The organism is Candidatus Limnocylindrales bacterium (assembly GCA_035571835.1).
Taxonomy (GTDB): domain Bacteria; phylum Desulfobacterota; class Binatia; order UBA1149; family CAITLU01; genus DATNBU01.
On sequence record DATNBU010000029.1, the window covers coordinates 273,509 to 299,252 of the forward strand.

Genomic DNA, 25,744 nt, shown 5'->3' on the forward strand with positions numbered 1-25,744 from the left:
TGGATGGTTCCTATTCTTCGTTTTCGCGCAGCGCGGCGAGGACGCCGTAGTCTTCGAGGGTCGTCGTGTCGCCGGTGCTCTCGCGGCCGGATGCGATGTCGCGCAGCAGGCGCCGCATGATCTTTCCGCTGCGCGTTTTCGGAAGGCTGTCGGTAAAGCGCAGGTCGTCGGGCTTGGCGAACGCGCCGATCTCCTTGCCGACCCAGGCCTTGAGCTCGCTCTCGAGCTCCTTCGTGCGCGGGTATTCCCTGTGCAGCGTCACGAACGCGGCGATCGCCTCGCCTTTGAGCTCGTCCGGACGGCCGACGACGGCGGCCTCGGTAACCGCGGGATGGCCGACGAGCGCGCTTTCGACCTCCATCGTACCGATGCGGTGGCCCGAAACGTTCATCACGTCGTCGATGCGGCCCATGACCCACAGGTATCCGTCCGCGTCCACGCGCGCGCCGTCACCGGCGAAGTACTTGTCGCCGAAGCGGCTCCAGTAGTTCTGCACATAGCGGTCCGGATCGCCGTAGACGGTCCGCAGCATGCCGGGCCACGGCTTGCGTATGATCAGGAAGCCGCCCTGGTTCGGGCCGCACTCGTTGCCGTCCGCGTCGACGACCGCGATGTCGATGCCGGGAAGCGGAATCGTGCACGACCCAGGCTTGGTCGCGACGGCGCCCGGCACCGGCGAGACCATGATTCCGCCGGTTTCGGTCTGCCACCACGTGTCGACGATCGGGCAGCGCCCGCCGCCGATGGTGTCGCGGTACCACATCCACGCTTCCGGATTGATCGGCTCGCCGACGCTTCCGAGCAGGCGCAGGCTCGACATGTCGTGCTTGGCCGGATGCTCGTCGCCGGCGCGCATGAACGAACGGATCGCGGTCGGCGCCGTGTACAGAATCGTGACCTTGTACTTCTCGATGATCGACCAGATGCGATCGGGCGCGGGATGGTTCGGAACGCCTTCGTACATGACAGCGGTCGCGCCGCACAGAAGCGGCCCGTACGCGAGGTACGTGTGTCCGGTTACCCAGCCGCAATCGGCCGTGCACCAGTAGATGTCGTCCTCGCGCAGGTCGAAGACCAGACGCGTGGTCTGAAAGGCCTGGACCATATAGCCGCCGGTCGTGTGCACGACGCCTTTCGGCTTACCCGTGGTTCCCGACGTGTACAGGATGAAGAGCGGATGCTCGGAGTCGACCGGCACTGCATCGACAGGCTCGGCCTTCGCCATCAGGTCGTGCCACCACAGGTCGCGGCCGGCGGTCCAGCCGATTTCGTTGTTTGCACGCCTCAGCACGACCACGTGCTCGACGGTCGGGCACTGCGGCGCAGCCTCATCCACGATCGCCTTGAGCGACAGCACGCTGCCGCGACGGTAGCCGCCGTCGGCCGTCACGATCAGCCTGGTCCTGGCATCGTTGCAGCGGTCGCGCAGCGCGTCCGCAGAAAATCCGCCGAAGACGACCGAATGCGTCGCGCCGATGCGCGCGCACGCGAGCATCGCGATCGGCAGCTCCGGCACCATCGGCATGTAGATGCCGACGCGATCGCCGCTCTCGACGCCGAGCGAACGCAGCACGCCGGCAAAACGGCTGACCTCCGCATGCAGCTCTTCGTACGTCAGCGAACGCGAGTCGCCGGGCTCGCCTTCCCACAGGATCGCAGTCTTGGTGCGCCCGGGCCCCGCGAGGTGGCGGTCGAGGCAGTTGTAGCTGAGGTTGGTGGTCGCGCCGACGAACCATTTTGCGTGCGGCGGCTTCCACTCGAGGACGCTTTGCCACGGCGCGAACCAGTGCAGCTCCTTTGCAGCCTGCGCCCAGTACGCCTCCGGATCGGACGACGCGGATCGCCGGATCGCCTCGTATTCCTGTGCGCTGCGGACTCGCGCCTTGGCGGCAAACCCGGCCGGCGGATCGAACAGGCGCGATTCCTGGAGCTGGGACTCGATGTTCTGCGGCATGGCAACGTTTCTCCGATGACTTCGTCGCGAATCTCGATCGATGCGCCCGATTCGATGCGCAATGGATGTCCGGGGCGACCGTAGAGTGTCTGCTTGCCATGCAGAAGGTCGCCGGCTGCCTGCCGGTGGCCTGTAGTCGCCTGCGGAGTGGAGCTTCTAGCGGCCGCGTGAACCAATGTAAACGCACCGCCACGAAGCGATCACTCGACTCGAAAGTTGAGAAACGTTAAGCACTTCAGCAATGGCTGCTCCAGTAAGTGACGAAGCCCGCGCGCACCTCGAACAGACCGGGCGCACGGCGGGCGCGGCATTGGAGCCGCCGGCCGCCAGGCACGCGTCCGTACAGGCGGGTACGTCCGGCGCCGACGTCGCACTCCGCAACGTCTCCATGTCGTATGGCCGCCGGCGTGTGCTGCGTGATCTCTCGTGCGCATTTCCCGCCGGCGCCATCAGCGTCGTGCTCGGCGGCAGCGGCAGCGGCAAGAGCACCATCCTCAAGCTCATCGGCGGACTGATTGCCGCCAGCTCCGGACAGATCGACGTCGGGGGCCGCAACGTGGTCGGCCTGCGCGAATCCGACCTCTACGGCGTCCGCCGCGACCTCGGCATGATGTTCCAGAACGGCGCGCTGCTCGACTCCAAGTCGGTCTTCGACAACCTCGCGTTTCCGCTGCGCGAGCACTCGACCCTGTCCGAGCAGGAGATTGCCGATCGCGTGCACCACAGCCTCGCGTCGGTCGGCCTGTCCGACGTCGACGACCTGCTTCCGCGCGAGCTGTCGGGCGGCATGGTCAAGCGCGTCGCTCTCGCGCGTGCCCTCGTCGGACAGCCGAAGATCCTGCTCGTCGACGAGCCGTTCTCCGGACTCGATCCGCTGTCGACCAAGCTCATCGAGGCGCTGCTCGTGCGCATCAACCGCCAGCACGCAATGACGATGATCGTGGTCTCGCATCACATTCCGTCGACCATGCGCATGGCCGACCAGGTCGTGCTGCTGCTTCCCGACGGCGTGATCGCCGGATCCCCTGCCGAGCTATCCGGCGCGGCCGATCCGCGCGTGCGCCGTTTCCTTACCGAGGAAACCGACGATTCGGACGCAGTCTTCGCGAGCGTCGCCGAGTTCGAGCAGGGCGAGAGAAGGCCCGAGCGCCACGGTACGCAGCCGTGATCGCGCGCATTTCGCGCATCGGCCGCAGCGCCAACGGCGTCACCGGCGAGCTCGGCAGCATCGCCGCGTTCGCCGCGCACATCCTGCGTGTCACGCTTCGCCCGCCGCTCAGGCTGCGCGAGTTCTTCGACGAGCTGTTCAAGATCGGCGTGCTGTCGATCCTGATCATCTGCATCTCGGGCGTCGCCGTCGGCATGGTGCTGAGCCTGCAGGGCTACACGACGCTGGTGCGCTTCGGCGCGGAAAACTCGCTCGGCGCGGTCGTCGGCCTGAGCCTGATCCGCGAGCTTGGTCCCGTGCTGACGGCGCTTCTCACGACCGGACGCGCCGGCTCGTCGGTCACCGCCGAGATCGGCACGATGAAGGCCACCGAGCAGCTCGACGGCCTGCGCATGATGGCCATCGATCCGGTCGACTACGTGGTGCGGCCGAAGGCGTGGGCGATGGCCGTCTCGATGCCGCTTCTGACCGGGCTGTTCATCGTATCTGCGATCGGCGGCGGCTACTTCGTCGGCGTTCACCTGATGGGCATCGACGGCGGCACGTACATGTCGAGCATGGAAAACTCGGTCGACTTCGAAAACGACGTCGCCGGCAGCCTGCTCAAGGCCGGAGTGTTCGGCGTGCTCGTCGCGCTCATCTCGACGTATCGCGGCCACACGGCCGAACCGACGTCTTCCGGTGTGAGCTCGGCTACTACATCCACGGTCGTCATCGGATCGGTGTCGGTGCTGATTTTCGACTACATTCTGACCGCGTTATGGGGGGTCTGAGCAGCATGAACGGTAGCAGCACCCGCGATTTCGTCACCGGCCTCTTCGTACTCGGCGGGTTCGTCGCACTGGCCTGGCTGTCGTTCTCCGTCGGAGGGCTCCAGTACAAAGGCGACGGCGGCTTTCCGGTCTACGCATTGTTCGATCAGGTGGCCGGCCTCAAGCCGAAGTCGCCGGTGGAGATCGCAGGCGTGCGCGTCGGCCAGGTGAAAAGCATCGGTCTCGACGACACGTTCCGCGCGCGCGTCGATCTCGATCTCGATTCGAGTCTGAAGCTGCCCGTCGACAGCTCCGCCGCGATCGTCACCGCGGGAATTCTCGGCGACCGCTACATCCAGCTCACGCCGGGAGCCGAGGACGAGACGCTCAAGCCCGGAGAACAGATTCCGTACACGGAAAATGCCCTGGTGCTGGAACGGCTGATCGGAAAGTTCCTCGTCAACGTCGGCGACAAATCGAAAGACGGCGCAGCCAAAGACGCCGGCAGCGGGAGCACGCCATGACACATTCCGGATCGGAACGGCGGATCCGCTGCACGGCTGCGGCCGCGCTCTTTCTGCTCAGCGCGGCGCACGGGGCCATCGCCGCCGAGCATCCCGCCGCGAGCGGACCGAGTGCGAAACAGGCTGCACCGGCGACGTCGCACGAGTCTGCGCCGGCAACCGCAAATGATCCGTGGATGCGGATGAACCGCAGCATCTTCCGATTCAACGATGCGCTCGACCGCTACGCGCTCGAGCCGGTCGCCAGAGGCTACGACTTCGTGACGCCCGATCTCGTGCAGGGCTGGGTCACGAACTTCTTTCACAACCTCTGGTTTCCGGTCACGTTCACCAACTGCGTGCTGCAGGCCAAGCCGCACGAAGCGACGCAGACGCTCGCGCGATTCATCATCAATACGACCGCGGGCATCGGCGGCTTCGGTGATCCGGCGACGAAACTTCACGTGCCCGCACCGGTCGAAGATTTCGGCCAGACGCTCGGCTACTGGGGAGTAAAGCCGGGACCGTTCGTGATGCTGCCGTTGTTCGGACCGTCGACTGTGCGCGACACATTCGGCCGCGCGGCCGACTCGGCCACGAGGGTGTGGCCGTTCTTCGTGAGCTGGTGGGTGTCCACCCCGGCCGGCGTCACCGAGGTCATCAACACGCGCGCGCGCTATGCCGACGACATCGAAGATCTGCGCGAGTCGTCCGTCGACTTCTACGCTTCGGTCCGCAATGCGTACCTGCAGCGGCGTGCGGCGCTGGTCGCCGATCGCGTCGGCAAGGAGAACGACCAGGCCACCGAGCAGGATCTCTATTTTCCGGAGGAGGAGTAAGCCCTCGATGAGAACATTCGCCCTTTCCCTCGCGTTGGTCGTCGTATGCGCCGTGTTCGGACCGGCGGCGGCCGCAACCGAGGCCCCGGAGAAATTCGTCGCGCGCACGTCCGACGAGGTCCTCGCGATCCTTCGCGACAAGGCCCTCAACCACGATGCGAAGATCTCCCGCCTCGAGGCGATGCTCGACGAGCGCAGTGACTTCGACACCATTTCGAAGCTGGTGCTCGCGTCGCACTACCGGCAGTTCAGCGACGACCAGAAAAAGGAGTTCATCACGCTCCTGCATCGCTACCTGACGACGACCTACGGGCGCCAGATCGACAACTACGCCAACGAGACCGTCAGTGTCACCGGAGGCCGGCCCGAAGCGCGCGGCGACTACACGGTGCAGACGAAGATCAAGCGCACTACCGGCGCCGATCTTTCGGTTGAATACCGGCTGCGCAAGGTCGGTGAAGACTGGCGGCTGATCGACGTGATCGGAGAAGGCATCAGCCTGGTCTCCAACCTGCGCTCGCAGTTCGGCGAGATCCTGAATGACGGCGGTCCCGACAGGCTGATCAAGGTCCTGCGCGAGAAGAACGCCAGCGGCACGCCGGCCGACCTTCCACTGTCGAAAAAGAGCTGATCCGCCGACCGGAAATCGGGGACAGACACCGATTTCCGGAAATCGGTGTCTGTCCCCGATTTTGTCCCGATCCCGGCCTTGTTCCTGCCTGTCGGCAGGCTGTCCGCAGGCAGTAGGCAGGCTGTTAGAAGGAACAGCCGCGGCCTTGCACCAAATCGCGGCGCGGAACAAAAGGGCCCCCTTTCCAGCCGGATAGGCGGACAGGAGACTTCGATCATGGCTCACGTCTCGAATCCCACGGCGCCTGCGGCGCCGCGACCACTGGCGCCGCGCCGTTTCGGCCAGACGATGCGGACCGACAAATGGTGGGTCCAGCCGGGCAGCGTCTTCCTTCTGCTCAGTGCGTTCGTCGCGTACTCGACGTGGGCGGCTTTCCAGGGCGACCATTACCATTACGGCGGCTATCTCTCGCCGTTCTACTCGCCGGAGCTTTTCGGCGACTCGCCGCACGCGTGGTTCGGACCGAAGCCCGGGTGGTGGCCGAATGCCCTTCCGTTCTCGCCGGCGCTCCTCATCCTGTGGATGCCCGGCGGTTTCCGTTTCACGTGCTACTACTACCGCGGCGCGTACTACAAGGCGTTCTGGGCCGATCCGGTGAGCTGCGCCGTCGGTGAGCCGCGGCATTCCTATCTCGGCGAGAACTCGTTCCCGCTGATCCTGCAGAACCTTCACCGCTACTTTCTGTTCCTCGCCGTGCCGTTCCTGTTCATCCTGCTTTCGGATGTCTGGAAGGCGCTCTGGTTCACCGATGCATCGGGCCACACGACGTTCGGGATCGGCCTCGGGACGCTGCTGCTCGCGGCCAACGTGACCCTGCTGTCCGGCTACACGCTCGGCTGTCATGCCATGCGCCACGCGGTCGGAGGGCTGTTCGACCAGCTCTCGAAGCATCCCGTCCGCAAGGTCGCGTACGACTGCTCGAGCTGCCTCAACCGCGGACACATGCGCTGGGCATGGGCGTCACTCGTGATGGTCGCGTTCTGCGACCTGTACGTGCGCATGCTCTCGATGGGCATCTGGCACGACTGGCGGATCCTCTGATGGCCGATTACGAGTCAGTAGAGCACGACGTGCTCGTGATCGGCGCCGGCGGCGCCGGCCTGCGCGCCGCCATCGGCGCGGCCGAAGCCGGCGTTCGCGTCGGCATCGTCTGCAAGTCGCTGCTCGGCAAGGCGCACACCGTCATGGCCGAAGGCGGAGTCGCTGCCGCGCTCGGTCATGTCGACGACCGCGACAACTGGCGCGTGCATTTCGCCGACACGATGCGCGGCGGACAGTACCTGAACAACTGGCGGATGGCCGAGCTGCACGCCAAGGAAGCTCCGGACCGCGTCCGCGAGCTCGAAGCCTACGGCGCGGTGTTCGACCGCACGCCCGACGGCCGCATCCTGCAGCGCAACTTCGGCGGGCACCGCTACCCGCGCCTCGCGCACGTCGGCGACCGCACCGGTCTCGAGATGATCCGCACGCTGCAGGATCACGCCATCCATCTTGCCGTCGACGTCCACATGGAAGTCACCGTGATCTCGCTGCTGAAGGATGCGGGAAGGATCGTCGGAGCGTTCGCCTACGATCGCGAACGCGGCAGGTTCCGGCTCTTCAAAGCGAAGGCGATCGTGCTCGCGACCGGCGGCGTCGGACGCGCGTACAGCATCACCAGCAACAGCTGGGAATACACGGCCGACGGACACGCCCTCGCCTACAACGCCGGCGCCGAGCTTCAGGACATGGAGTTCGTGCAGTTCCATCCGACCGGAATGGTCTGGCCTCCGAGCGTGCGCGGAATCCTCGTGACCGAAGGCGTGCGCGGCGAAGGCGGCGTGCTTCGCAACAGCGAAGGCCGCCGCTTCATGTTCGACGACATTCCGGAAAACTATCGCAGCCAGACGGCGGACACGCCCGAAGAGGGCTGGCGCTACACGCAGGGCGACAAGAACGCCCGCCGTCCTCCCGAGCTGCTCACGCGCGATCACGTCGCCCGCTGCATCATGCGCGAGGTTCGCGCGGGGCGCGGCTCGCCGCACGGCGGCGTGTACCTCGACATCGCGTGGATCAAGGAGAAGCTTCCCAACGCGAGCGAGGTGATCAAGAAGAAGCTCCCGAGCATGTACCACCAGTTCAAGCAGCTCGCGGACATCGACATCACCAAGGAGCCGATGGAGGTCGGGCCGACGACGCACTACATGATGGGCGGCATCCGCGTCGACGGCGACACGCAGATGACGAGCATCCCCGGACTGTTCGCAGCCGGCGAATGCGCCGCGGGCCTGCACGGCGCCAACCGGCTCGGCGGCAACTCGCTGTCGGACCTGCTGGTGTTCGGCAAGCGCGCCGGCGACCATGCGGCGTCGTTCGCACGGGCCGAGCGTGCCGGTGCCGTCGATGCTGCGGCCGTCGACCAGGTCGCGCGCGAGTCGCTGATGGCCTTCGAACGCGGCGCCGGCGGCGAAGGGCCGTACCACGTCCAGCACGACCTGCAGTCCATGATGCAGGACCTCGTCGGCATCGTCCGGCGCGAAGACGAAATGCAGCGCGCCCTCGAAGCGCTCGGCGGGCTCAGCCAGCGTGCCGAAAAAGTCGGCGTCGGCGGCAACCGGGAGTACAATCCGGGCTGGCATACGGCGATGGACCTCGGCAACCTCATTGCGATCTCCGAAGCGATCACGCGCTCGGCGCTCGAGCGCAAGGAGAGCCGCGGCGGACACTTCCGCGACGACTTCCCCGACAAGGATCCGGCGTTCGCAAAGTTCAACCTCGTCGTGCGCAAGCGCGACGACGGCGGCATGGCGATCGTGCGGCAACCGATCGCTGCGCTTCCTGCCGAGCTTGCGCAGGTCATCGAGGAGCAGAAGTAATGGCAACGGCGACGTTCCGGATCTGGCGCGGCGAGAACAACGAAGGCCGCTTCGAGGATTACACCGCCGAAGTTTCCGAAGGCATGGTCGTGCTCGACGCCGTCCACGAGATCCAGGCGGACAAGGCCAACGACCTCGCGTGCCGGTGGAACTGCAAGGCCGGCAAATGCGGCTCGTGCTCGGCGGAGATCAACGGCAAGCCGCGGCTGATGTGCATGACGCGCCTGTCGGACCTCGACCTGGAAAAGCCGGTCACGGTCGAGCCGATGCGGGCTTTCCCGCACATCCGCGATCTCGTCACCGACGTGTCGTGGAACTACCGGGTCAAGAAGCGCATCGCGAGGTTCACGCCGCGTCCGCCGGACGCGCCCGACGGAACCTGGCGCATGCAGCAGAGCGACATCGACCGCGTGCAGGAATTCCGCAAGTGCATCGAGTGCTTCCTGTGCCAGGACGTCTGCCACGTGCTGCGCGATCACCAGAAGCACGACGAGTTCATCGGCCCGCGTTTCCTCGTCTACGTGGCCGCGCTCGAGATGCATCCGCTCGACACCGCCAACCGCACCAACGAGCTGCGCGAAGCCTACGGCATCGGCTACTGCAACATCACCAAATGCTGCACCACGGTGTGCCCGGAGAACATCACGATCACCGACAACGCGATCATCCCGCTCAAGGAACGCGTGATCGACCGCTACTACGATCCGATCCGCTACCTGATCCGGAGGCTGCGCGGAGACACCAGTGCCTGAGCTCAAGAGGCTGACGGCTGCGGGGATTCCCGCCGCGCTCGAGAAGGCCGAGCAGTACCGGCTTCTCAATCAGCCGTGGGCTGCGCAAAGCATCTGCCTCGACATCCTTGCCGTGGAGCCCGCGCACCAGCACGCGCTTCGCACCCTGCTGCTTGCCTGCACCGACCGCTTCGTGACCGACAACGGTGCGCTGACGCGCGCGCGCGACACCGTCGCGAAACTCACGTCGGCGTACGAGCGCGCGTACTACAGCGGCATCATCTTCGAGCGGCTCGCCAAGGCGCAGCTCGACCTTCGCGTGCCCGGCGCCGGTCACATGGCGTGGGACGAGCTGCACGAAGCGATGGCGTGCTACGAAAAAGCCGAGTCGATGCGCCCCGTCGGCGACGACGACGCGATCCTGCGCTGGAACACCTGCGCGCGGCTCCTCAACGAAACCCCGAACATCGGCCCCCGCCCCGAGCGCGACCACGAACCCGTCACCGGAGAATAAAATGGGGACAGGTACATTTTTAAAAAGCCTGTGAAAACAGGCCTCCTTCTCAGCCGACCATCGTCAGCCCGCCCGAAACCGACAGCACCTGCCCCGTCACGTAGCGGGAATCCTCCGACAGAAAGAACGCGATCGCGCCCGAGATGTCTTCCGGATGCGCGATGCGGCCGAGCGGAATCGAGCGCGTCATCGCTTCGATGATGCGGTCGCCGCTCGGACGGTTGCGCACCGAATCGAGAAGATTCGTGTCGGTCGGACCCGGGCACACCGCGTTGACGAGGATGCCGTTGCGCGCCGACTCGCGCGCGAGCGTCTTGACGAAGCCGAGCAGGCCGGCCTTCGCGGCGGCGTAGACGGCCTCGCCGGTCGACCCGACTCGCGCCGCATCCGAGCTGATGCACACCACGCGGCCCGAGCCGAGCGACACCATCGCCGGCAGCAGCGCGTGCGTGACGTTGAGCGTACCGACGAGGTTCACGTCGAGGATGACCCGCCAGTCGGCCGGATCGCTGTCCTTGAACAGCGACAGCCGATCGATGCCGGCGTTATTGACGAGGCCCCACGGAGCGCCGATCTCGCCGGCGGTGCGGTCGCGGGCCGCGTCGACCGATTCGCGGCTGCTCACGTCGCAGCCGACGGCGATCGCACGTCCACCGCCATCGCGAATCTCGGCCGCCGCCGATTCGGCGCCGCCGAGATCGAGATCCCAGACCGCGACCGCAAATCCGTCGTGCGCAAGACGAAGGGCCGTGGCGCGGCCGATGCCCGCGCCGCCTCCGGTGACGACCACACTTCGGTTCGTAGCGTTCACTGTGCTTTCTCCAGAGCCGTCACGTCGTTCCTCCAGTTCGTCGCTCGAAAACGTTGAGGAAAATTAAATGTACCTGTCCCCATTTTTGTCCAGATACTGTGCGACGAGCTCGCGGTTGACGGTGGCGTCGCCGTAGGTCTGCTCGTCGGCCTTTAGCCTCTTGAAGAAGATGTGCAGGTCGTGCTCCCACGTAAAACCGATGCCGCCGTGAAGCTGGACCGCGTCGGCCGCGACGCGCGGGCACTGGTCGCTCGCGAATGCCTTGGCCATCGCGGCCGCCAGCCGGCGATCGGGCGCGTCCGTGTCGCACGCCCACGCGGCATAGTAGACGAGCGAGCGTGCATGCTCGACGGCAACCTTCATGTCGGCGCAGCGATGCTGGATCGCCTGGAACGTCGCGATCGGCCGGCCGAACTGTTCGCGAAGGCCGACGTAGTCGACGGTCATCGCGAGCGTCCGGTCGGCGGCGCCGACCATCTCCGCGGCAAGCGCAACCTTGGCGCCATCGATCACGTGGTCGAGGACCGAGCTGTCGTGTGCGCGGCCTCCGAGCAGGCACGGCGACTCGAGCCGGACCTGCTCGAACGACGCGGTGAAAAGCCGGCGGGTCTGGTCGACGGTGCGCATCGGCTTGATCACGAGGCCGGGAACGTCGGTCGGCAGCAGGAAGAATCCGATGCCGTCGTCGAGCAGCGCAGCCACGATCATGCTGTCGGCATCTCCGGCGTCGGGAACGAACAGCTTGGTGCCGCCGAGCACGTACGAAGACCCGTCGCGCTGCGCGCGCATGTCGATCGCATCCATTGTCCAGCGCGCGCGCCGTTCGGCAATCGCACACGCGAGCACGCGGCGGCCCGCGGCAACCTCCGGCACGAAAGCCTTCTTCTGCGATTCGTCGGCCGCGCGCGCCAGCAGCGGCAGCGCGAGCGAAACCGTCGAGACGTACGGACCCGGAAGCGCGACCGCACCGGCCTCTTCGAGCACGAGCGCAAGATCGAGAAGCCCGAGGCCGCTGCCACCGAGGCTCTCGGGAACTGCAAGCCCGACCCAGCCGAGATCGGCGAGCGCTTGCCACGACTCGCGCGGAAAGATGCGGCTCTCGTCGAGCATTGCACGCGCGAACGTGATCGGAAGCTCGCTCGCGAAATACTCGCGAACTGCGCGCCGGAGCTGTTCCTGATCTTCGCTGAAGCCGAAATCCATGATTCGCCCGCGACGCCCGAAGCCCGTCGGCTACTTTGCGGCCGCGCCGGGCGCGGCGACCGGCGGCGGCACGGGCGCATCGACAGCGCCGTTGCGGCGTTGATCTTCAACAGCGCGGCTTCCAGCGGGCGATGCGGCGCGACTTGGGGCCGGCACATCGGCGCCGGTTGCCGCGGGCACATCGCCGGCCTGCGGAGTCAGCGCCCCGCCCGATCCGCGCTGCCGCTCGACGTTCTCGAAGACCAGGTCGATGTAGTACTTCGCGTTGAGCCCGATCAGCGCAACTTCGTCCTTGCCGGAGCGTTTCGCATAGACCGAGGTCCGCGTCGGATTGAGCTCTCCGAGAATGATCGTCGAGACCAGCGCGCCCTGCTGCTCGATGCGGATGCGCGCACGCGGCGGCACGAATCCGAACTGGCCTTCGTGCTCGACTCCCTCGGAGACGATCTCGATCGGCGGCAGCGACGTGAAGCTTTCGAGCACGGCATCGATGACGTCGCCCGGCGGCGCCAGGCCTTCGGGCTCGGTGACGATCCACTTCCCGTCCTTGCGCTCGAACTGGACCGCAAGGCCGTCCTTCTCGATTCGCACGCGGTCGATCCGCTCAGGAACGGCCTCGAGGAACGGCGTGGTCTGCTTGACGGTCGCAGCCGTGGCCGCTTCACGCTCGGCCGCGACGCCGTTCAGGTGCAGCGTCAGCGCGGCCGCCAGCGCGAAATAGACGACGATGCGCAGCCAGCTCATTCGGAGTACCTGCGGCGCAGCAGCACGAAGATCGCGGCCGCGAGGAACAGCCCAGGCTGCCACAGCACGGAGAAACGAAAGATGTTCTGCAGGTCGCCTTCGCTGATAAACAGCTGGTTCTTGCCCGGCGTCTTCTGCTGCGGACGGCTGCCGATGAGCTCGTCCTCGCGCGCGAGCCAGCTTACGCCGTTGACGAGCAGGTCCTTGTTTCCGAGATAGTCGATGAAGCGGTTGGTCGCGAAATCCGAATCGCCGAAGACGAGCAGGCGCGTCTGGACGCCCGGCTCGGTTGCCTTCGTCGCGGGCTCGGTCACGAGCACTGCTACCGGAATCGGTCCGTTCACGTCACGGCCGGCGACGAAGCGCGCTTCGCTGCCCGCGATGATTCCCGGATCGTAGCTGGCCCAGCTCCGAACGCCGGTCTTCAGCAGCGTCGTCGCCGAGCGCCCGCTCGCTTCGTCGTCGTGCGCGACGACGGCTGCGGCCAGAGAGAACAGCGGCGGCGCCTTGAGCGTCGAGGAGATCAGCTGCTGGCGATTGACGTCGGAGAGCACCGTCGACCACGGCTCTCCGCCGGCCATGCGGTTTTCCGTATCGACGACGATGTTGGCGCCGACCGCAATCCCATACGATCCGAGCAGCGCGACCAGCTTTGGCGCGCGGAACGGATCGATCAGCACGAACAGCTTGCCGCCGCGGTCGAGCCAGCCGGAAAGCACGCGGGTTTCGGCTTCGAGAAAGTCGCTCTGCGGGCCGGGGATCAGGATCACGTCGGCGTCCGCCGGGATTTCGGCGCCGCCGATGAGGCTCAGCTTCTCGACGATGAACGATTCGAGCGAAAGCGCGTCGCGCACCAGCGAGCAGCCGTCGTGCCGGTCGGTGTTTTCGATCGAGCATTCGCCGTGCCCGGTCAGCGCGTAGACCTTCTTCGGCTCCTGCAGCACCTTGAGGATCGCCGACATCAGCAGCTGCTCGCTCGGATTGCTGAAGTCGGCCCGCTTGCCGTCCGACTCGACGACCGTCGATCCGTACGAGCTGACGCCGTACTGCGCCGCCATCGCCGGATTGCGGTTGACGTCGACGATGTCGTACTCGATGTGCGGGTTCTCGTGCGAGACCTGCCACAGCAGGTCTTTCAGCGGAGTGTTGCGCGGGTCCTCGGTGCGGATGAACCCGCGGATCTTGATCGGCTTGTCGACCTTGGCGAGCACCTGCTTTGCGTGAGCCGAAAGCGTGAAGCGGTTGCCGGACGAGAGGTCCCAGCGGACGTTGTACACGTAGGTCTCGCCGACGATGGCCATCAGCAGCCAGATGAGGCCGACCGTTGCCGCCGCAAGCTGGACCCAGCGCAGCCACGCGTGCGAGAGGTTCACCGGCGTCCCCTCCACTGCCGCGATTCCATCGATCGCATCGTCAGCCAGCCGGTCAGCACGACGATCGCGAGGTAGTACGCGATGTCCTTGAGGTCGACGACGCCGCGCGAGAACGGCTCGAAATGGTCGTACGCGCAAAGCTGCGACAGGAAGAACAGCCAGTCGCCGGGTACCGAGGCCTCGTTCCAGGTCAGGTTCCACAGAAGCAGGATCACGCCGTACGTGAACATCGCGGCGATCAGCTGCGTTTCGGTCATCGATGACAGCCAGATACCGATCGAAACCATAGCCGCGATCAGCAGCATCAACCCGAGATAGATCGCGACGAGCTGGCTGATCTCGAACGGCTGCACGCGCCAGATCAGGTACGGATAGAGCGCCGTCGAGCCGACGATGACGACGAACACCGAAAAGCATGCGAGGAATTTGGCGGCAAGGATCTGGAAGTCGCGAAGCGGCGCCGTATACAGAAGCTCGATCGTGCCGAGATGCTTCTCTTCGGCATAGACGCGCATCGTCACCAGCGGAATCACCGTGATGACGACCTTGACGATGTCCGCGTACAGGCGCTGCCAGAGATGCTCGAGAATGCTCTCGCCGAAGCTGAACGTGATCATCGCGTTCAGGTTCGTGTAGAAGTAGTACCCCGACAGCGCGAGGAATACGGCGCCGACGAAGTAGACGAGCGGCAGGCTGAAGAAGCCCCGGAGCTCCTTGCCGAGCAGCGCGGCGAACTGTCTCACGCGTCGGTGCTCCCGGACCGCGCGAGGATGTCGACGAACAGGTCCTCGAGGCTCATCAGCCGCGGGCTGATCTCCTGCACCGCGCAGCCGCGTTCGACGAGCTTTTTCGCAAGCTCGGGGCGGATCGCCCCGCCGCTTCGCGACGTGACGGTGAGCGTCAGCGTGCCGTCGGCGGCGCGCTCGGTGACTTCGACGTTGTCGATCGCGCCGACGTCGCGCACGGCAGCGAGGATCGACTGCTCTCCGCCGCTTGCCCGCACCAGCGTTTCGCCGCGGCCGGCGGTCTTCTCGGTCAGCGCTTCGATCGAGTCGGTGGCGATGACCTTGCCGTGGTCGAGGATCAGCACCCGCCGGCACGTGACGCTGACTTCGGGAAGGATGTGGGTCGACAGCAGCACGGTCGCAAGGCCCGACAGCGTGCGGATCAGCGCGCGGATCTCGACGATCTGGCGCGGATCGAGGCCGACGGTCGGCTCGTCGAGGATCAGCACCTGCGGCTGGTGAATGATCGCCTGCGCGATGCCGACGCGCTGGCGGTAGCCCTTCGAGAGCTTTCCGATGTGCCGCCGCGCCATGCTCGTAAGGCCGCAGACGTCCATCGCGTCGGTGACCGCGCTCGCGACGCGCCCGTCGATGCCCCGCACCTTCGCGGTGAACGCGAGAAACCCCTCGACGGTCATGTCCGGGTAGAGCGCGACCCGCTCCGGCAGATAGCCGATGCGGCGGCGGGCTTCGCGCGGGTCGACCGTCATGTCGACGCCGGCAAGGCTGCAGGTGCCGGAGGTCGGCGCGAAGAAGCCCGTCAGCATGCGCATGATCGTCGTCTTGCCCGATCCGTTGGGACCGAGCAGCCCGACGATCTCGCCCCGCTCGATGCGGAACGAGACGTCGTCGACTGCGCGAAAACGCCCGTAATCCTTTGTGAGATGGGAAGCTTCGATCACCCGGAAATCGCCGTTGCCAGCCGTCGCAGATACCGCCGTCCCGGTCGGCGTTCAACCGGCAGGTCGCGCTTTCGAGCGGCGTCGCACCGGCAGCGGCCAGGCGGGGTCAATTCATGAGGCGAGCGAGCATCGAGATGAACGCGCCGAGACTGAGTCCCCACAGAAGATCCCGCTGCGCGACGGAGATGTTCGTGGCGGCGTATTCGGTCGACGCCGCGCGGACCAGGAACAGCACGGTGACGACGGCGAGCGCGACCCAGTAGCCGGCCGGCTGCTCCTCGCCGCGCGCCAGGCTGAACTGGCGCGACAACTGGAACAGCGAGGCGAGCACGAGCGCGATGCCGACGATGCGAATGGTGCGGAGCATGGTGCCGGAAAAGAGAAGCGGACGGCGCCTGCGGCGCCGCCCGCTTCATGGGTGGAACGATGTCAGCCGAGGGTCACTCTTCGACCACTTTCGCGGCCTTGGCCATGCGCAGCAGCTCGATCTTCTCCACGTCTCCCGACGCGGCGAGCTTCTCCCAGTGCTTGAGCCGCCACTCCTTGATCACGTACTCGTCGAGCCCGACGACCAGGAAGCTGAAGCCGAGCACGATCGCGGTCGAGCTCCACATGTTGAGACTGTGCTGCAGGTAGTGGATCACGTCGTTGATCATCTGGATCCTCCTCAGGCGGTCTTGATGCGCACGAGCTTGCGGTTCTCGGCGTGTCCGGCTTCCTTCATGATGAATTTCGGCTTGAACACGAGGATCAGCACCGGAGTCAGCGTCTGCGATCCGACGTAGCTGATGAACATCCAGATCGCGAGCAGCAGTCCCATCTCGGCATTGAACCGGATGTTGGACGTTACCCAGAACAGCGTGCTGATGATCATCGTGACGGCCGTGAATGTGACGGCCTTTCCGGACGTCACCAGCGCCTCGCGCACCGACTTCTCGAGGTCACTGTTGACCTGGATCTCCTCGATGATGCGGCTGACGATGTAGAGACCGTAGTCGATGCCGAATCCGACGCCGACCGTGACCAGCGGCAGCGTATGGATGTTCACGCCGATGTCGTTCATGGCCATGTACGCGTTCACCATCATGTTCGACAGCACCAGCGGGCCGAGCAGATAGAAGCCCGACATCGCCGAACGATACGTGAACAGCAGGATGATCCAGATCGTGAAGAACCCGAGGAAGTTCATCAGCAGGTCGTTGCGGACGAGCTCGGCGTTAGCTGCCGCGAGCACTCCGATCAGGCCGCCGGCGAGACGGAACCTCGCTTTCCACGGCGGGGAGATGTCGGCGTCGACCATCTGGCCGCCGCGGTCGATCTTGACGGAAATCGACCGCGAATCCTCGGCCGCCTTGTGGAGCCCGGAACGATAGTCGACCGCCGACCACAGGCCGATGGTATGCAGAACCTTCTGGAAGCCGCCCTGATGCTCGGCGCGCGCGTTGTCGTCGAGGTACTCGACGTCCTGGCCGTTGATTGCCGCGATCCGGTCGCCGACCTTGAACGGGCTGTCGACCGTGCCGCCGACGTGCTTGCCGATCCACGACTTCTCGTGGTTCGACCACTTCGGCGTCGGCAGGATGCTCTTGACGATGACGTCCTTGCCGTTGTCGCTGCCGACGTCGATGCCGAGCGTCGTGTTCTCGCTGCGCGCGATGTACTCGTTCGAGCGCTCGATCACGCGATTGATGTTCGAGCCCTTGTGGTCGCGGGCGAAGAACGTCACGTGCGCGGTCGAATAGTCGGTCGAGACGTACTTGGCCGTCTCGGTCGGCGGCGATCCCGAGAAGAAGATGAAGAACAGGCCGCCGACGTCGACCCAGTTGTTCGGGATGACGCCCCACTTCGGCTCGAGCTCGTGGAACACGCTGTTGACGGCGCGAAGGATGTCGGCCAGCGAGAAGCTGTAGCCGATCGACGGGTCACGCTCGAGGAAGCGCTGGAAGCCCTCCATGTCCTTGAGCTGGTGCGGGTCTTTCATCGCGTTCTTGTCGTAGCCCTCGGCCACGATGATCAGCGGCTCGACGCCGCCGAACTTGCCCTGAACCGCGTTGTGCGACTGGTTGTACGGCGAATCGAGCCACAGCAGCGGCGAGGCCGAATGCGGATCGCCGATCGTCAGGCCGCGCGCAAAGTAGAACGCGACTGCGGCCGCGGTCAGCCATGATCCGATGGTCACCCAGCGGCCGAGCGGGCTCATCAGCACGTCGACGAAGCGCTCGATCATGCGGCGGAACCCGCCGCGCTCGCGCAGCATGACGAGCTCAGGCTCGGGCGCTTTCAGGTAGTAGTACACGATCGGGTTCAGCATCATCTCGGAGATCGTGATGGCCAGAATCCACCACGATGCAGTCACGGCGAGCTTCTGCAGCATCAGCACCGGGACGAGAAGAATGACGAGAACGCCGAACGCGTCCGTCGCGATACCCGAGAACGTCGGCACGAACAGCTCGGCGAACGACGCGACGATGGCTCGCCGTTTGTTCCAGCCGCAGCGCTCGAATTCCTCGTAATATCGATCGTGCATCTGGATCGCGTGACTTACCGCTCGAGCGGTAATCAGGAACGGCATCACGAGCATCAGCGGATCGAGCGCGAGGCCGATCAGGTGAATGAAGCCCATGCCCCAGAACGCGGCGATCAGGCCGGTGATGGTCGGACGCAGCGCGCCGCGCCAGTCGTGGAAGTAGAACCAGCGCAGCACCCATTCGATGCAGTACGTGATGACGAGGATGAAGAAGACGTCGCCGGCGTAGTTGTAGACCCATCCGTACAGGCGCGGCTCGCCGGCGGCCCATACCCTGACGTTCGATCCACCCGACGCGATCGTCGCCTCGCCCGGCTTGCCGTCGCGCAGGTAGGAAACCTTGACGGGGCCGGTGTTCTCCTTCTTGGCCTTGATGATCGCCGAGCTGATTTCCCACCGGCGCATGGCGGTCTTGCCGTTGATCGCGGTGATGACGTCGCCTTCCTCGAGTCCGCCCTGGGAAGCCGAGGAGGTCTTCTTGTCGAAGATGCGCTTGACGATGATGCCGGTGCCCTTCTCGACCTTGAGGGCCTCGGCACGATCCGGCTCGACGTCGACCAGCTGCGCGCCCGTCCAGCCTTCGGTGAACGGCGCGATCACGCGCTCGTTCATCTCTTCGAAGATGCGGTTGTACTCGAGTCGGCCTTCGATGAAGTTCGCACGGACCAGCGCGGCCTTGTCGTCGAGAGAGACGAGAATGCCGAAGACGTTCTCCGAGTTGTGAACGATGCGCCGGATGTCGGCGGCATCGTCGGCCGTGCGCGGCATGTCGATCATGATCGGCTCGGAGCGCAGCGTTCCGGCGGCGGCGACGCGCAGATGGCGCGTCGTGCGGTGTCCGATCGAATCGATCTGGCTGTGGTTCACGCCGTAGACGCGGTCCATCTCCTGCGTCATCAGGTAGATCTGGCCGAGGTTCTCGACGTTGAAGATGTTGCCTTCTTCGACCTCGGCCATCATCACGATGTTGTTCGCGCCGCCGAAATCCTTCGAGTACGTGTTGTGAATCTGCACGTACGGATGGGTCTGCGGAAGCAGCTCGCCGAAGCTCGTCACCAGGTTGAGCTGGAAGCTCCAGTAGGCGAACAGGCCGGTAACGAACAGCACGATGATGGAGACGGGGTGCCTCAGGTCGATGAGCCGGTCACCGATCCAGTAGAGAAGGCGCTTGTCCGCCGGGACTTCGTAATTGATCGCCATGGATGTTTCCTTTGTTTCGAGGGCAGTCGGCGATTAGCCGAGGCGGCGGAACCAGGTTTTGCCACCGTCGGTGGTATTCATGATGAAGCCGAAGCCTCCGACCATCCAGCCAACGTTGTCATCGTAGAATTCAACGTTGCGAATCCAGTTGTTGACCTGCGTGCCGAGGTTGCCCTTGGCGAGAGTTCCGCCCGGCGGTGCGTAGACCGCCTGCCCCGATCCTCCCACGGCCCAGACCGCGCCGCTCGGAAGCAGATCCACCGAGTAAAATGGTGCGTCGTATTCCTTGATGCCGTGCGGAGCCCAGCTCCAGGTTTCTCCGCCGTCGGAGGTCTTCGCGATGCGGCCCTCGAGACCGACGGCATAGCCGTCGTTGGCGTTGCGGAACTCGACGTCGAAGAACGTCGGCAGCTCCATGATGTCGAAATACTCTTCGCCGACGAGGCTCGCCTGCTTGTCGTGCCACGTCGCGCCGCCGTCGGTCGTTTTCAGGATCTTGCCGAACTCTCCGACGACGTATCCGACCTGCGGGCTCAGGAACTGGACGTCGTAGAGGACGGGATCCTCGAACGCGATACCCGCGTTTTCATCCATCGCGCCGGTGACGACCGGACGAAGAGTCGACGTCGTCCAGGTCTTTCCGCCGTCCTTGGTGATCGTGATCGTCGAGCGGTCGCCGATGGCCACCGCGTTGTTCGCGTCGATCGCGCTGATCGCGAACAGCGGAGCGAGCGGACACTTGTCCGACTCGTCGGTCGCGTCGATGTCGCCGCCGGAAGCGCGACAGTCGTCGGTCATGTAGATCTTGCCGCCCTGCGCGGTCCAGGTCTTGCCGCCGTCGGTGGTCTTCTGGATCGTTGCGCCCTGTCCGACGATCCAGCCCGACTTCTTGTCGGCAGCGAAGCTGATGCTGTAGAGGCCGTTCTTGCTTCCGCTGTCGATGATGTTCCAGGTGGTTCCGAAATCGGAAGTCTGAAGCAGCTTGCCGTTGTATCCGACGATCAGGGCTTCTTTCGGACTCAAAATTTCAAGGTCGTAGAAACGGTCGGATACGTAGACCTTCTGGGTCAGCATATCCTCCATGGCTTCATGCCGGTGGCAGCCCGTGGTGACCGCGGTTGCGGCAAGGACCGCCAGTGGCAGACCTCGCCACCGACCTGAAAGGGCATTGGATCCCATGATGCTCTCCTCAAGCGGACGAAACTTTCGAAATCGACGTTTTTGCAGGCGAATCCGCCTGCACACGAGGGCCCGGGGTTTAACGGCCGTCCCCACACAAGTCAAGGAAATCGCGCACGTTCACGCCCATCCTCGACCTGTGCTTGGCGTGGAACCTGTGACCGGCGGCACTGGCGTTGTGATTATTTCTTCTGGGCGTCGTCTGGGAAGTATTCGTTGCGGTCTGCGCCTTCGGCCAGCGTCTGCTGGTCGATTCTCCAGGCCCCGTTCTCCTTGATCAGCTCGTAGATCTCGTGCTCGTCCAGACCGAGTTGGTTTAAGAACTTGTCCTGCGATTTCAGGATATTGGGAACGCGCGCGACACCGTCGGCACCGATGATGGCAGGGTACACCTTGAAGTCGATGATCTTCACCTCGCCCATCTGCATGACGTACTGCTGCTCCTTGGCCCATTCGTCGACGCTCTTGCCGGCGCGAAGCGTGGTCGAGACGTACTGGTAGGCGTCCTTGAACCGCTGTTCCTGCATCGCCTTGAGATAACTCGCGACGACCTTGTCCGGCGTGAGTGCGGCGGAGTCGGCCGGAGCTGCGGCTGCCGGAGCCGCTGGTGCAGCAGGCGCAGCCGCCGCCGGTGCAGCGGGAGCCGGTGGCGTCTTGGCCGGCTCTGCAGCGCGCGCGGCAAAGGCGGAAAGGCAGAGAATCGACGAGAGAGCGACAGATAGAGGGCGGATTGGCGAAGGCATGCCGCATCGTACCCAACGGCTGGCAACAGGCAACCTCGCTGACGCGCCCGCCGACGTTCGGGCAGGTCTTCCGGCGCAGGAGAGTCCTGCTGCGACGGCCCGGGAGTGTCTTCCGCCAGCGTCGTGGATGTATCGATCGTGCGAATCTCCTCGGTTGCCCGGGCGCGACGCGAGGACTAAAAGCGCCGGATGACCGCTACAGAAACCGCACCCACTCCGCCCACGCTCCAGGACCGCGTTCGAGAGATCTTCAGCGCGTTCGAGATGCAGGGTGCGCCAGGTGCGACCACGACGACCCGCTACCTTCTGAAGCTTGCCGGAACCGCGACGGGGACGTTCCTGCTCGAGGTCGGCCCGGACGGCGTGCACTGGAAGAACGGCGAAGGCGAGTCCGCCGACGTCACGATCAAGATCGACACCAGCGATTTCATTGCCATCGCCGACGGCAGCCTCGACGGCCGCCTCGCCCTCGCCAGCGAGAAAATCGAGCTCGACGGCGACCTGGCCTCGGCCGCCCAGCTTCTGCGCCTGTTCTTTCCTGAGGATCCCGACGCCTGACTTCTCTCGGCTAGTGCGTTGCGCCGGACGACGCCCGGCTCGTGTTGCGTGGCTCCCGTCGCTCCTCGTTGCCCTCGCTCGGTCGCAAGCCGGGCGATGAGACCGGTTTCAGGATACCGGGATGCCGGCGAAGACTTCGCCGATTACTTTGAGGACGACTTCGTCGTCGAAAGGTTTGGACATGTAGAGGTCGGCGCCGGTTTCGAAGGCGCGCTGTTCGTCGGAGCGCTGGCCCTTGGCGGTCAGGATGATCACGTACATGCCCATCAGGTTCGCGTCCTGGCGGATGGCCCTGCAGACTTCGTAGCCGTCCATTTTCGGCATCATCACATCCAGCAGCACGACTTTCGGCCGCAGTCGGCGCACGGCGGCGAGGCCTTCGATGCCGTCGGACGCGGTCGCTACTTCGACGCCTTCGGCGTCGAGGATGAACGCGACGGTCTCGCGGATGTTCGCCTCGTCATCGACGAGCACGACGCAGTCGCGAAGGTGCGAGTTGCGGAAGCGCGCGGTCATTTTTGCGGTACCCACGCGGCCGGACGCTTTTCGAGAAACGCGGTCATGCCTTCGACGGCTTCGTCGGATACGCGAAGCCGCGCAATCAGGTCGGCGGTGTAACGCAGCGCCGCGTCGCCATCGAGCCCGCACACCGTATCGACGAGTGCCTTGGCCGCGATGAGCGCATTCGGACCGGCCTTGGCAAGATCCCCGGTAATGCGGGTGACGGCTTCGTCGAGCGCCGCGTCCGGCGCGACGACGTCGACCAGTCCATGCTCGCGCGCGGTCTTTGCATCGATCGGCTCGCCGGTCAGGAACAGGCGCTTGGCGGTCACGCGGCCGAGCCTTCGGATGCAGAACGGCGAGATCACCGCCGGCACGATGCCGAGACGGACTTCGGAGAATTGAAAGCGCGTGCTCTCGGCAGCGACGACGATGTCGCAGGCCGCCATCAGCCCTACCCCACCGCCGATCGCCGGCCCGTGCACGCGCGCGAGCACCGGCTTCGCACACGATGCGATGCGATGGAACAGGCCGCCCATGCGATGCGCATCGCTGCGGTTCGCGTCGTCGGACGAGTCGCGCGAGCTCCGCATGCTGCGAAGGTCGGCGCCCGCGCAGAATGCCGGACCCTCGCCTGCAATGACGAGAGCGCGCACCGACGGGTCCGATTCGAACGCCGCGATCGCATCGCCGACTTCTTCCATGAGCTCGCTGCTCAGCGCGTTTCGCACTTCGGGCCGGTTGAGCGTGATCCAGCCGAGGCTGTCCTTGATCGAGGTGAGGATCGTCGTGCTCATACGCTCATTCCACACCGTCCAGCAGATCCTCGGCCACTTCGATCTCCATCGTCAGCAGCCCCTGCGACGCGGTCTTGCCCTGGTTGTCGAGCTGCAGCGACAGCGTGCCTCCGCCTCCGAGCGCCTGCTGCATCGTAAAGTTCATCGCGCCCAGGTTGTCGAGCCGGTAACGCGAGACCTTGCCCCGGGCGAGCGATTTGTAGAACTGCGCGACGCGCTCGGCGGTAAGCTCGCGCACCAGCTCGGGATAGAATTCTCTCTTGAGCGCAATCACGCCGATGTTGCAGACGTCGCCTTTGTCGCCGGAGCGCGCATGCGCGACTTTTCCGAGCGGCACGCGAACGCGACGGCCAGGAGCAGCTTCGGGCACGGGTCCTTCCTCCGGACGTTCGATCGGCCCGCCCGGCCCACTGTCGCACGGAAAGTCTTCGGACGCGCCATCGAAAAACAGCCGCTGCGTAACCAGCCGCCGCGGGATGAGCGCCGGCCAGTATCCGTATGCCGGCTGCGGCGACGGTCGCCCTCCCGCTCCGCAGATCCCGGGCGGACCGGACAGCGCAATGCCCGCGAGCTCGCGTGCGAAAGATTCCATCGACTTCTTGTCGAACGAGCGGCAGCCGAAGCGCAGCGCGACCTCGTTCGGCACCACCGCCGGCGCCGCCGACTCTCCCCAGCACGCGTTGTAGCCGATGTATTCGGTGCGCGTTTCCTCGAAGCTGCCCTTCACGCGGCTCCAGAAGATGTCGGCAAAGCGGCGCGCCTTGCGCACCGATTCGGGGCCGCTGACGACGACGATCGCCTGGGCTTTCATCCCGGCTTCGTACGTCATCGAAACCTTGAGCGTATCGGTCGGCATTCGCCCGCGCACGCCGGAAATCCGAACGCGGTCATTTCCTTCGTCTTCCATTGCGAACGACGTGAAATCGGCGACGACATCGGTCGACGCGTAAAATCGCGGATCGCCGATCTCATACAGGACCTGCTCGGATGCGGTGCGACGGCTGACGAGACCACCGGTGTCCGGATGCTTGGTCAGTACGAAGCTTCCGTCCGGCGAGCATTCGACGAGCGGATAGCCGAAATTCTCGAACGAGCGCACTTCTTCCCAGCGCGTGTAGTTGCCGCCTGTCACCTGCGCGCCGCACTCGATCAGATGACCGGCAAGAAGACCGGACGCGAGCTTGTCGTAATCTTCCCAGCTCCAGCCGAACTCGTGCACCATCGGCGCGAGAACCGACGCGGCATCATACGTGCGGCCGGTGACGACGATGCGCGCGCCTTTCGCGAGCGCCGCGGCTATCGGTCTTGCCCCGATGTACGCGTTCGCCGAGTTGACCTTTGCGAGGCGCTCTCCGATCGGCTCGCCGGTATCGAGGTGCGGAAACTTGCAGCCCGCCGCTGCGAGGTCGCCGAGACGCAGCTGCAGGTCGTCGCCGTCGACGATCGCGACCGGAAGCTTGACGCCGGCGTCGTTCGCGGCGGCGTCGAGAGCGCGCGCACAGGCACCCGGATTGATGCCGCCGGCGTTCGCGATGACGGTGATTCCCTTCTCGGCAATCTCGCGCATCAGCGGCCGCAGGTACGCCACGAAGTCGCGCGCGTAGCCGGCCTGCTCGCTCTCGGCTTTCTGCCTGGCGAGGATGATCATCGTGATCTCGGCCAGGTAGTCCATCGTCAGGTAGTCGATCGGACCACCGCGCACCTGGCGCGCGATCGCAGCACCTTCGTCGCCCCAGTAGCCGCTCGCGTTCGCGATGATGATCTTGTCTTTCATGCTTCCGTCATCTCCACTCTCGTCCTCTTGTCGGCGTCAGTGCGTGGCGTTTTTATCGGCCCGGCAAGGGGCCATGCCCTGTCGGCGGGTTCTCGCCTTCGCACCGCTCCACCGCCGCGCGCCCCGCCACGCTTCGGCTCGATAGGCTCGCCGCGCTCCTCTCCACCGCCGCTCCCCGCCCCTCGCTTGGCTGCGCCAGCCGCCGCCATGGCACAGCCCCTCGCCGGCCCTCCAGGAGAACGTTTGCCGTGCGATCTTCCGGAAAAGCGGACATGCGAAGACGCAGAGACGCGCCCAGTGTGCCCAATCGACCACCACAGCCCATAGTTGGAGCCGGCAGGTTGCGAGAATGCGATTCGATCATGCTGCTTCGACGCGCTCACGTTCCGTAGTCACCTGGCACGGCGATGATGAAGAAAATCGCCGAACCGACCCTCGCCCTCCGACGCAGACTCTCCCTACGATGATCGCCGGGACCCGGTGCATCTCGCGAAACTTCCAGTGTGGACAATTCTGGCGCTTCTACAACGAAGAGAATTGCGAAGCACAATCGCCGGCGCACTTCGATACTGGAGCCCCACGGACGTTCGGTTGGCGTAGACGCAAGCATTGGAGCATTGCAGGATCGGCACAGTTCCATCGCCAGCGTCGCAAGATCGGCACGGTCTCACCGTCGGCGTCGCAGGAACGGCATGGTCCT

The 25,744-nt window shown here is 65.1% G+C and carries 25 protein-coding genes; 10 read left to right on the forward strand and 15 right to left on the reverse strand.

Translation table 11 applies throughout. The features are described from left to right. Positions 1-10: 10 nt before the first annotated feature. Positions 11-1,954, reverse strand: a complete 1,944-nt coding sequence (gene acs, locus VN634_13630; protein HXC51923.1) for an acetate--CoA ligase — start codon at positions 1,952-1,954, stop codon at positions 11-13. 241 nt (positions 1,955-2,195) lie between these two features. Here acs and VN634_13635 point away from each other — a divergent pair, with 241 nt between their 5' ends. The 9 genes from VN634_13635 to VN634_13675 all read left to right on the forward strand — a co-directional run bounded on the left by VN634_13635 (position 2,196) and on the right by VN634_13675 (position 9,947). After that, a complete protein-coding gene (locus VN634_13635; protein HXC51924.1) occupies positions 2,196-3,122 on the forward strand; it encodes an ATP-binding cassette domain-containing protein in 927 nt (308 codons plus the stop codon). After that, positions 3,119-3,895 (forward strand): MlaE family lipid ABC transporter permease subunit, encoded by a 777-nt coding sequence (locus tag VN634_13640; protein HXC51925.1) that lies wholly within the window; start codon positions 3,119-3,121, stop codon positions 3,893-3,895. Before VN634_13635 ends, VN634_13640 begins: the two co-directional genes overlap by 4 nt. Positions 3,896-3,900: 5 nt before the next feature. Then, entirely contained in the window at positions 3,901-4,398 is a 498-nt protein-coding gene (gene mlaD / locus VN634_13645; GenBank protein HXC51926.1) for an outer membrane lipid asymmetry maintenance protein MlaD, read from the forward strand. Further along, positions 4,395-5,216 carry a VacJ family lipoprotein gene (locus VN634_13650; GenBank protein ID HXC51927.1) on the forward strand — a complete coding sequence of 274 codons (822 nt, stop codon included), beginning with the start codon at positions 4,395-4,397 and terminating at the stop codon, positions 5,214-5,216. The genes mlaD and VN634_13650 overlap by 4 nt, the downstream gene beginning before the upstream one ends. 7 nt (positions 5,217-5,223) lie before the next feature. Then, complete coding sequence (locus tag VN634_13655; protein HXC51928.1) at positions 5,224-5,847, forward strand: ABC transporter substrate-binding protein; 624 nt, start codon at positions 5,224-5,226, stop codon at positions 5,845-5,847. Positions 5,848-6,063: 216 nt separating this feature from the next. Further along, the gene (locus VN634_13660; protein ID HXC51929.1) at positions 6,064-6,888 is read left to right on the forward strand and encodes a hypothetical protein; all 825 of its coding nucleotides are present in this window, start codon (positions 6,064-6,066) and stop codon (positions 6,886-6,888) included. Further along, positions 6,888-8,702, forward strand: a complete 1,815-nt coding sequence (locus tag VN634_13665) for a fumarate reductase/succinate dehydrogenase flavoprotein subunit (GenBank protein HXC51930.1) — start codon at positions 6,888-6,890, stop codon at positions 8,700-8,702. The genes VN634_13660 and VN634_13665 overlap by 1 nt, the downstream gene beginning before the upstream one ends. Next, a complete protein-coding gene (locus VN634_13670) occupies positions 8,702-9,454 on the forward strand; it encodes a succinate dehydrogenase/fumarate reductase iron-sulfur subunit (GenBank protein HXC51931.1) in 753 nt (250 codons plus the stop codon). The genes VN634_13665 and VN634_13670 overlap by 1 nt, the downstream gene beginning before the upstream one ends. Further along, a complete protein-coding gene (locus VN634_13675) occupies positions 9,447-9,947 on the forward strand; it encodes a hypothetical protein (GenBank protein HXC51932.1) in 501 nt (166 codons plus the stop codon). Before VN634_13670 ends, VN634_13675 begins: the two co-directional genes overlap by 8 nt. Positions 9,948-9,996: 49 nt before the next feature. Here VN634_13675 and VN634_13680 read toward each other — a convergent pair whose 3' ends face one another. The 11 genes from VN634_13680 to VN634_13730 all read right to left on the reverse strand — a co-directional run bounded on the left by VN634_13680 (position 9,997) and on the right by VN634_13730 (position 21,414). Further along, positions 9,997-10,758: an SDR family oxidoreductase gene (locus VN634_13680; protein ID HXC51933.1), complete on the reverse strand. Its 762-nt coding sequence runs from the start codon at positions 10,756-10,758 to the stop codon at positions 9,997-9,999. A gap of 63 nt (positions 10,759-10,821) precedes the next feature. Next, positions 10,822-11,961 (reverse strand): acyl-CoA dehydrogenase, encoded by a 1,140-nt coding sequence (locus VN634_13685; protein ID HXC51934.1) that lies wholly within the window; start codon positions 11,959-11,961, stop codon positions 10,822-10,824. Between the two features lie 30 nt (positions 11,962-11,991). Further along, the gene (locus VN634_13690; protein ID HXC51935.1) at positions 11,992-12,705 is read right to left on the reverse strand and encodes a DUF4340 domain-containing protein; all 714 of its coding nucleotides are present in this window, start codon (positions 12,703-12,705) and stop codon (positions 11,992-11,994) included. Then, complete coding sequence (locus VN634_13695; GenBank protein ID HXC51936.1) at positions 12,702-14,078, reverse strand: GldG family protein; 1,377 nt, start codon at positions 14,076-14,078, stop codon at positions 12,702-12,704. Before VN634_13695 ends, VN634_13690 begins: the two co-directional genes overlap by 4 nt. Continuing rightward, positions 14,075-14,821: an ABC transporter permease gene (locus VN634_13700; GenBank protein ID HXC51937.1), complete on the reverse strand. Its 747-nt coding sequence runs from the start codon at positions 14,819-14,821 to the stop codon at positions 14,075-14,077. Before VN634_13700 ends, VN634_13695 begins: the two co-directional genes overlap by 4 nt. After that, positions 14,818-15,765 (reverse strand): ABC transporter ATP-binding protein, encoded by a 948-nt coding sequence (locus VN634_13705; GenBank protein HXC51938.1) that lies wholly within the window; start codon positions 15,763-15,765, stop codon positions 14,818-14,820. The genes VN634_13700 and VN634_13705 overlap by 4 nt, the downstream gene beginning before the upstream one ends. A gap of 106 nt (positions 15,766-15,871) precedes the next feature. Continuing rightward, positions 15,872-16,132, reverse strand: coding sequence for a hypothetical protein (locus VN634_13710; protein ID HXC51939.1), 261 nt, complete (start codon positions 16,130-16,132; stop codon positions 15,872-15,874). Between the two features lie 73 nt (positions 16,133-16,205). Then, positions 16,206-16,421: a hypothetical protein gene (locus VN634_13715; GenBank protein HXC51940.1), complete on the reverse strand. Its 216-nt coding sequence runs from the start codon at positions 16,419-16,421 to the stop codon at positions 16,206-16,208. Between the two features lie 11 nt (positions 16,422-16,432). Beyond that, on the reverse strand, positions 16,433-19,492 hold the full coding sequence (locus tag VN634_13720; protein HXC51941.1) for an MMPL family transporter: 3,060 nt from the start codon (positions 19,490-19,492) through the stop codon (positions 16,433-16,435). A gap of 33 nt (positions 19,493-19,525) precedes the next feature. Then, a complete protein-coding gene (locus VN634_13725; protein ID HXC51942.1) occupies positions 19,526-20,671 on the reverse strand; it encodes a YCF48-related protein in 1,146 nt (381 codons plus the stop codon). A gap of 182 nt (positions 20,672-20,853) precedes the next feature. Further along, the gene (locus VN634_13730; GenBank protein HXC51943.1) at positions 20,854-21,414 is read right to left on the reverse strand and encodes a hypothetical protein; all 561 of its coding nucleotides are present in this window, start codon (positions 21,412-21,414) and stop codon (positions 20,854-20,856) included. 189 nt (positions 21,415-21,603) lie between these two features. Between VN634_13730 and VN634_13735 the strand changes: the two genes are divergently transcribed. Next, positions 21,604-21,972: an SCP2 sterol-binding domain-containing protein gene (locus tag VN634_13735; GenBank protein ID HXC51944.1), complete on the forward strand. Its 369-nt coding sequence runs from the start codon at positions 21,604-21,606 to the stop codon at positions 21,970-21,972. Positions 21,973-22,080: 108 nt separating this feature from the next. Here the strand turns inward: VN634_13735 and VN634_13740 are convergent, their stop codons facing one another. Genes VN634_13740 through VN634_13750 form a run of 3 tightly spaced genes read right to left on the reverse strand, consistent with a single transcriptional unit; the run spans position 22,081 to position 25,044 of the window. Further along, positions 22,081-22,503, reverse strand: a complete 423-nt coding sequence (locus VN634_13740) for a response regulator (protein HXC51945.1) — start codon at positions 22,501-22,503, stop codon at positions 22,081-22,083. Then, on the reverse strand, positions 22,485-23,270 hold the full coding sequence (locus VN634_13745; protein HXC51946.1) for an enoyl-CoA hydratase-related protein: 786 nt from the start codon (positions 23,268-23,270) through the stop codon (positions 22,485-22,487). The genes VN634_13740 and VN634_13745 overlap by 19 nt, the downstream gene beginning before the upstream one ends. Positions 23,271-23,274: 4 nt before the next feature. Beyond that, positions 23,275-25,044 carry an acyclic terpene utilization AtuA family protein gene (locus VN634_13750; protein HXC51947.1) on the reverse strand — a complete coding sequence of 590 codons (1,770 nt, stop codon included), beginning with the start codon at positions 25,042-25,044 and terminating at the stop codon, positions 23,275-23,277. Positions 25,045-25,744 lie beyond the last annotated feature (700 nt).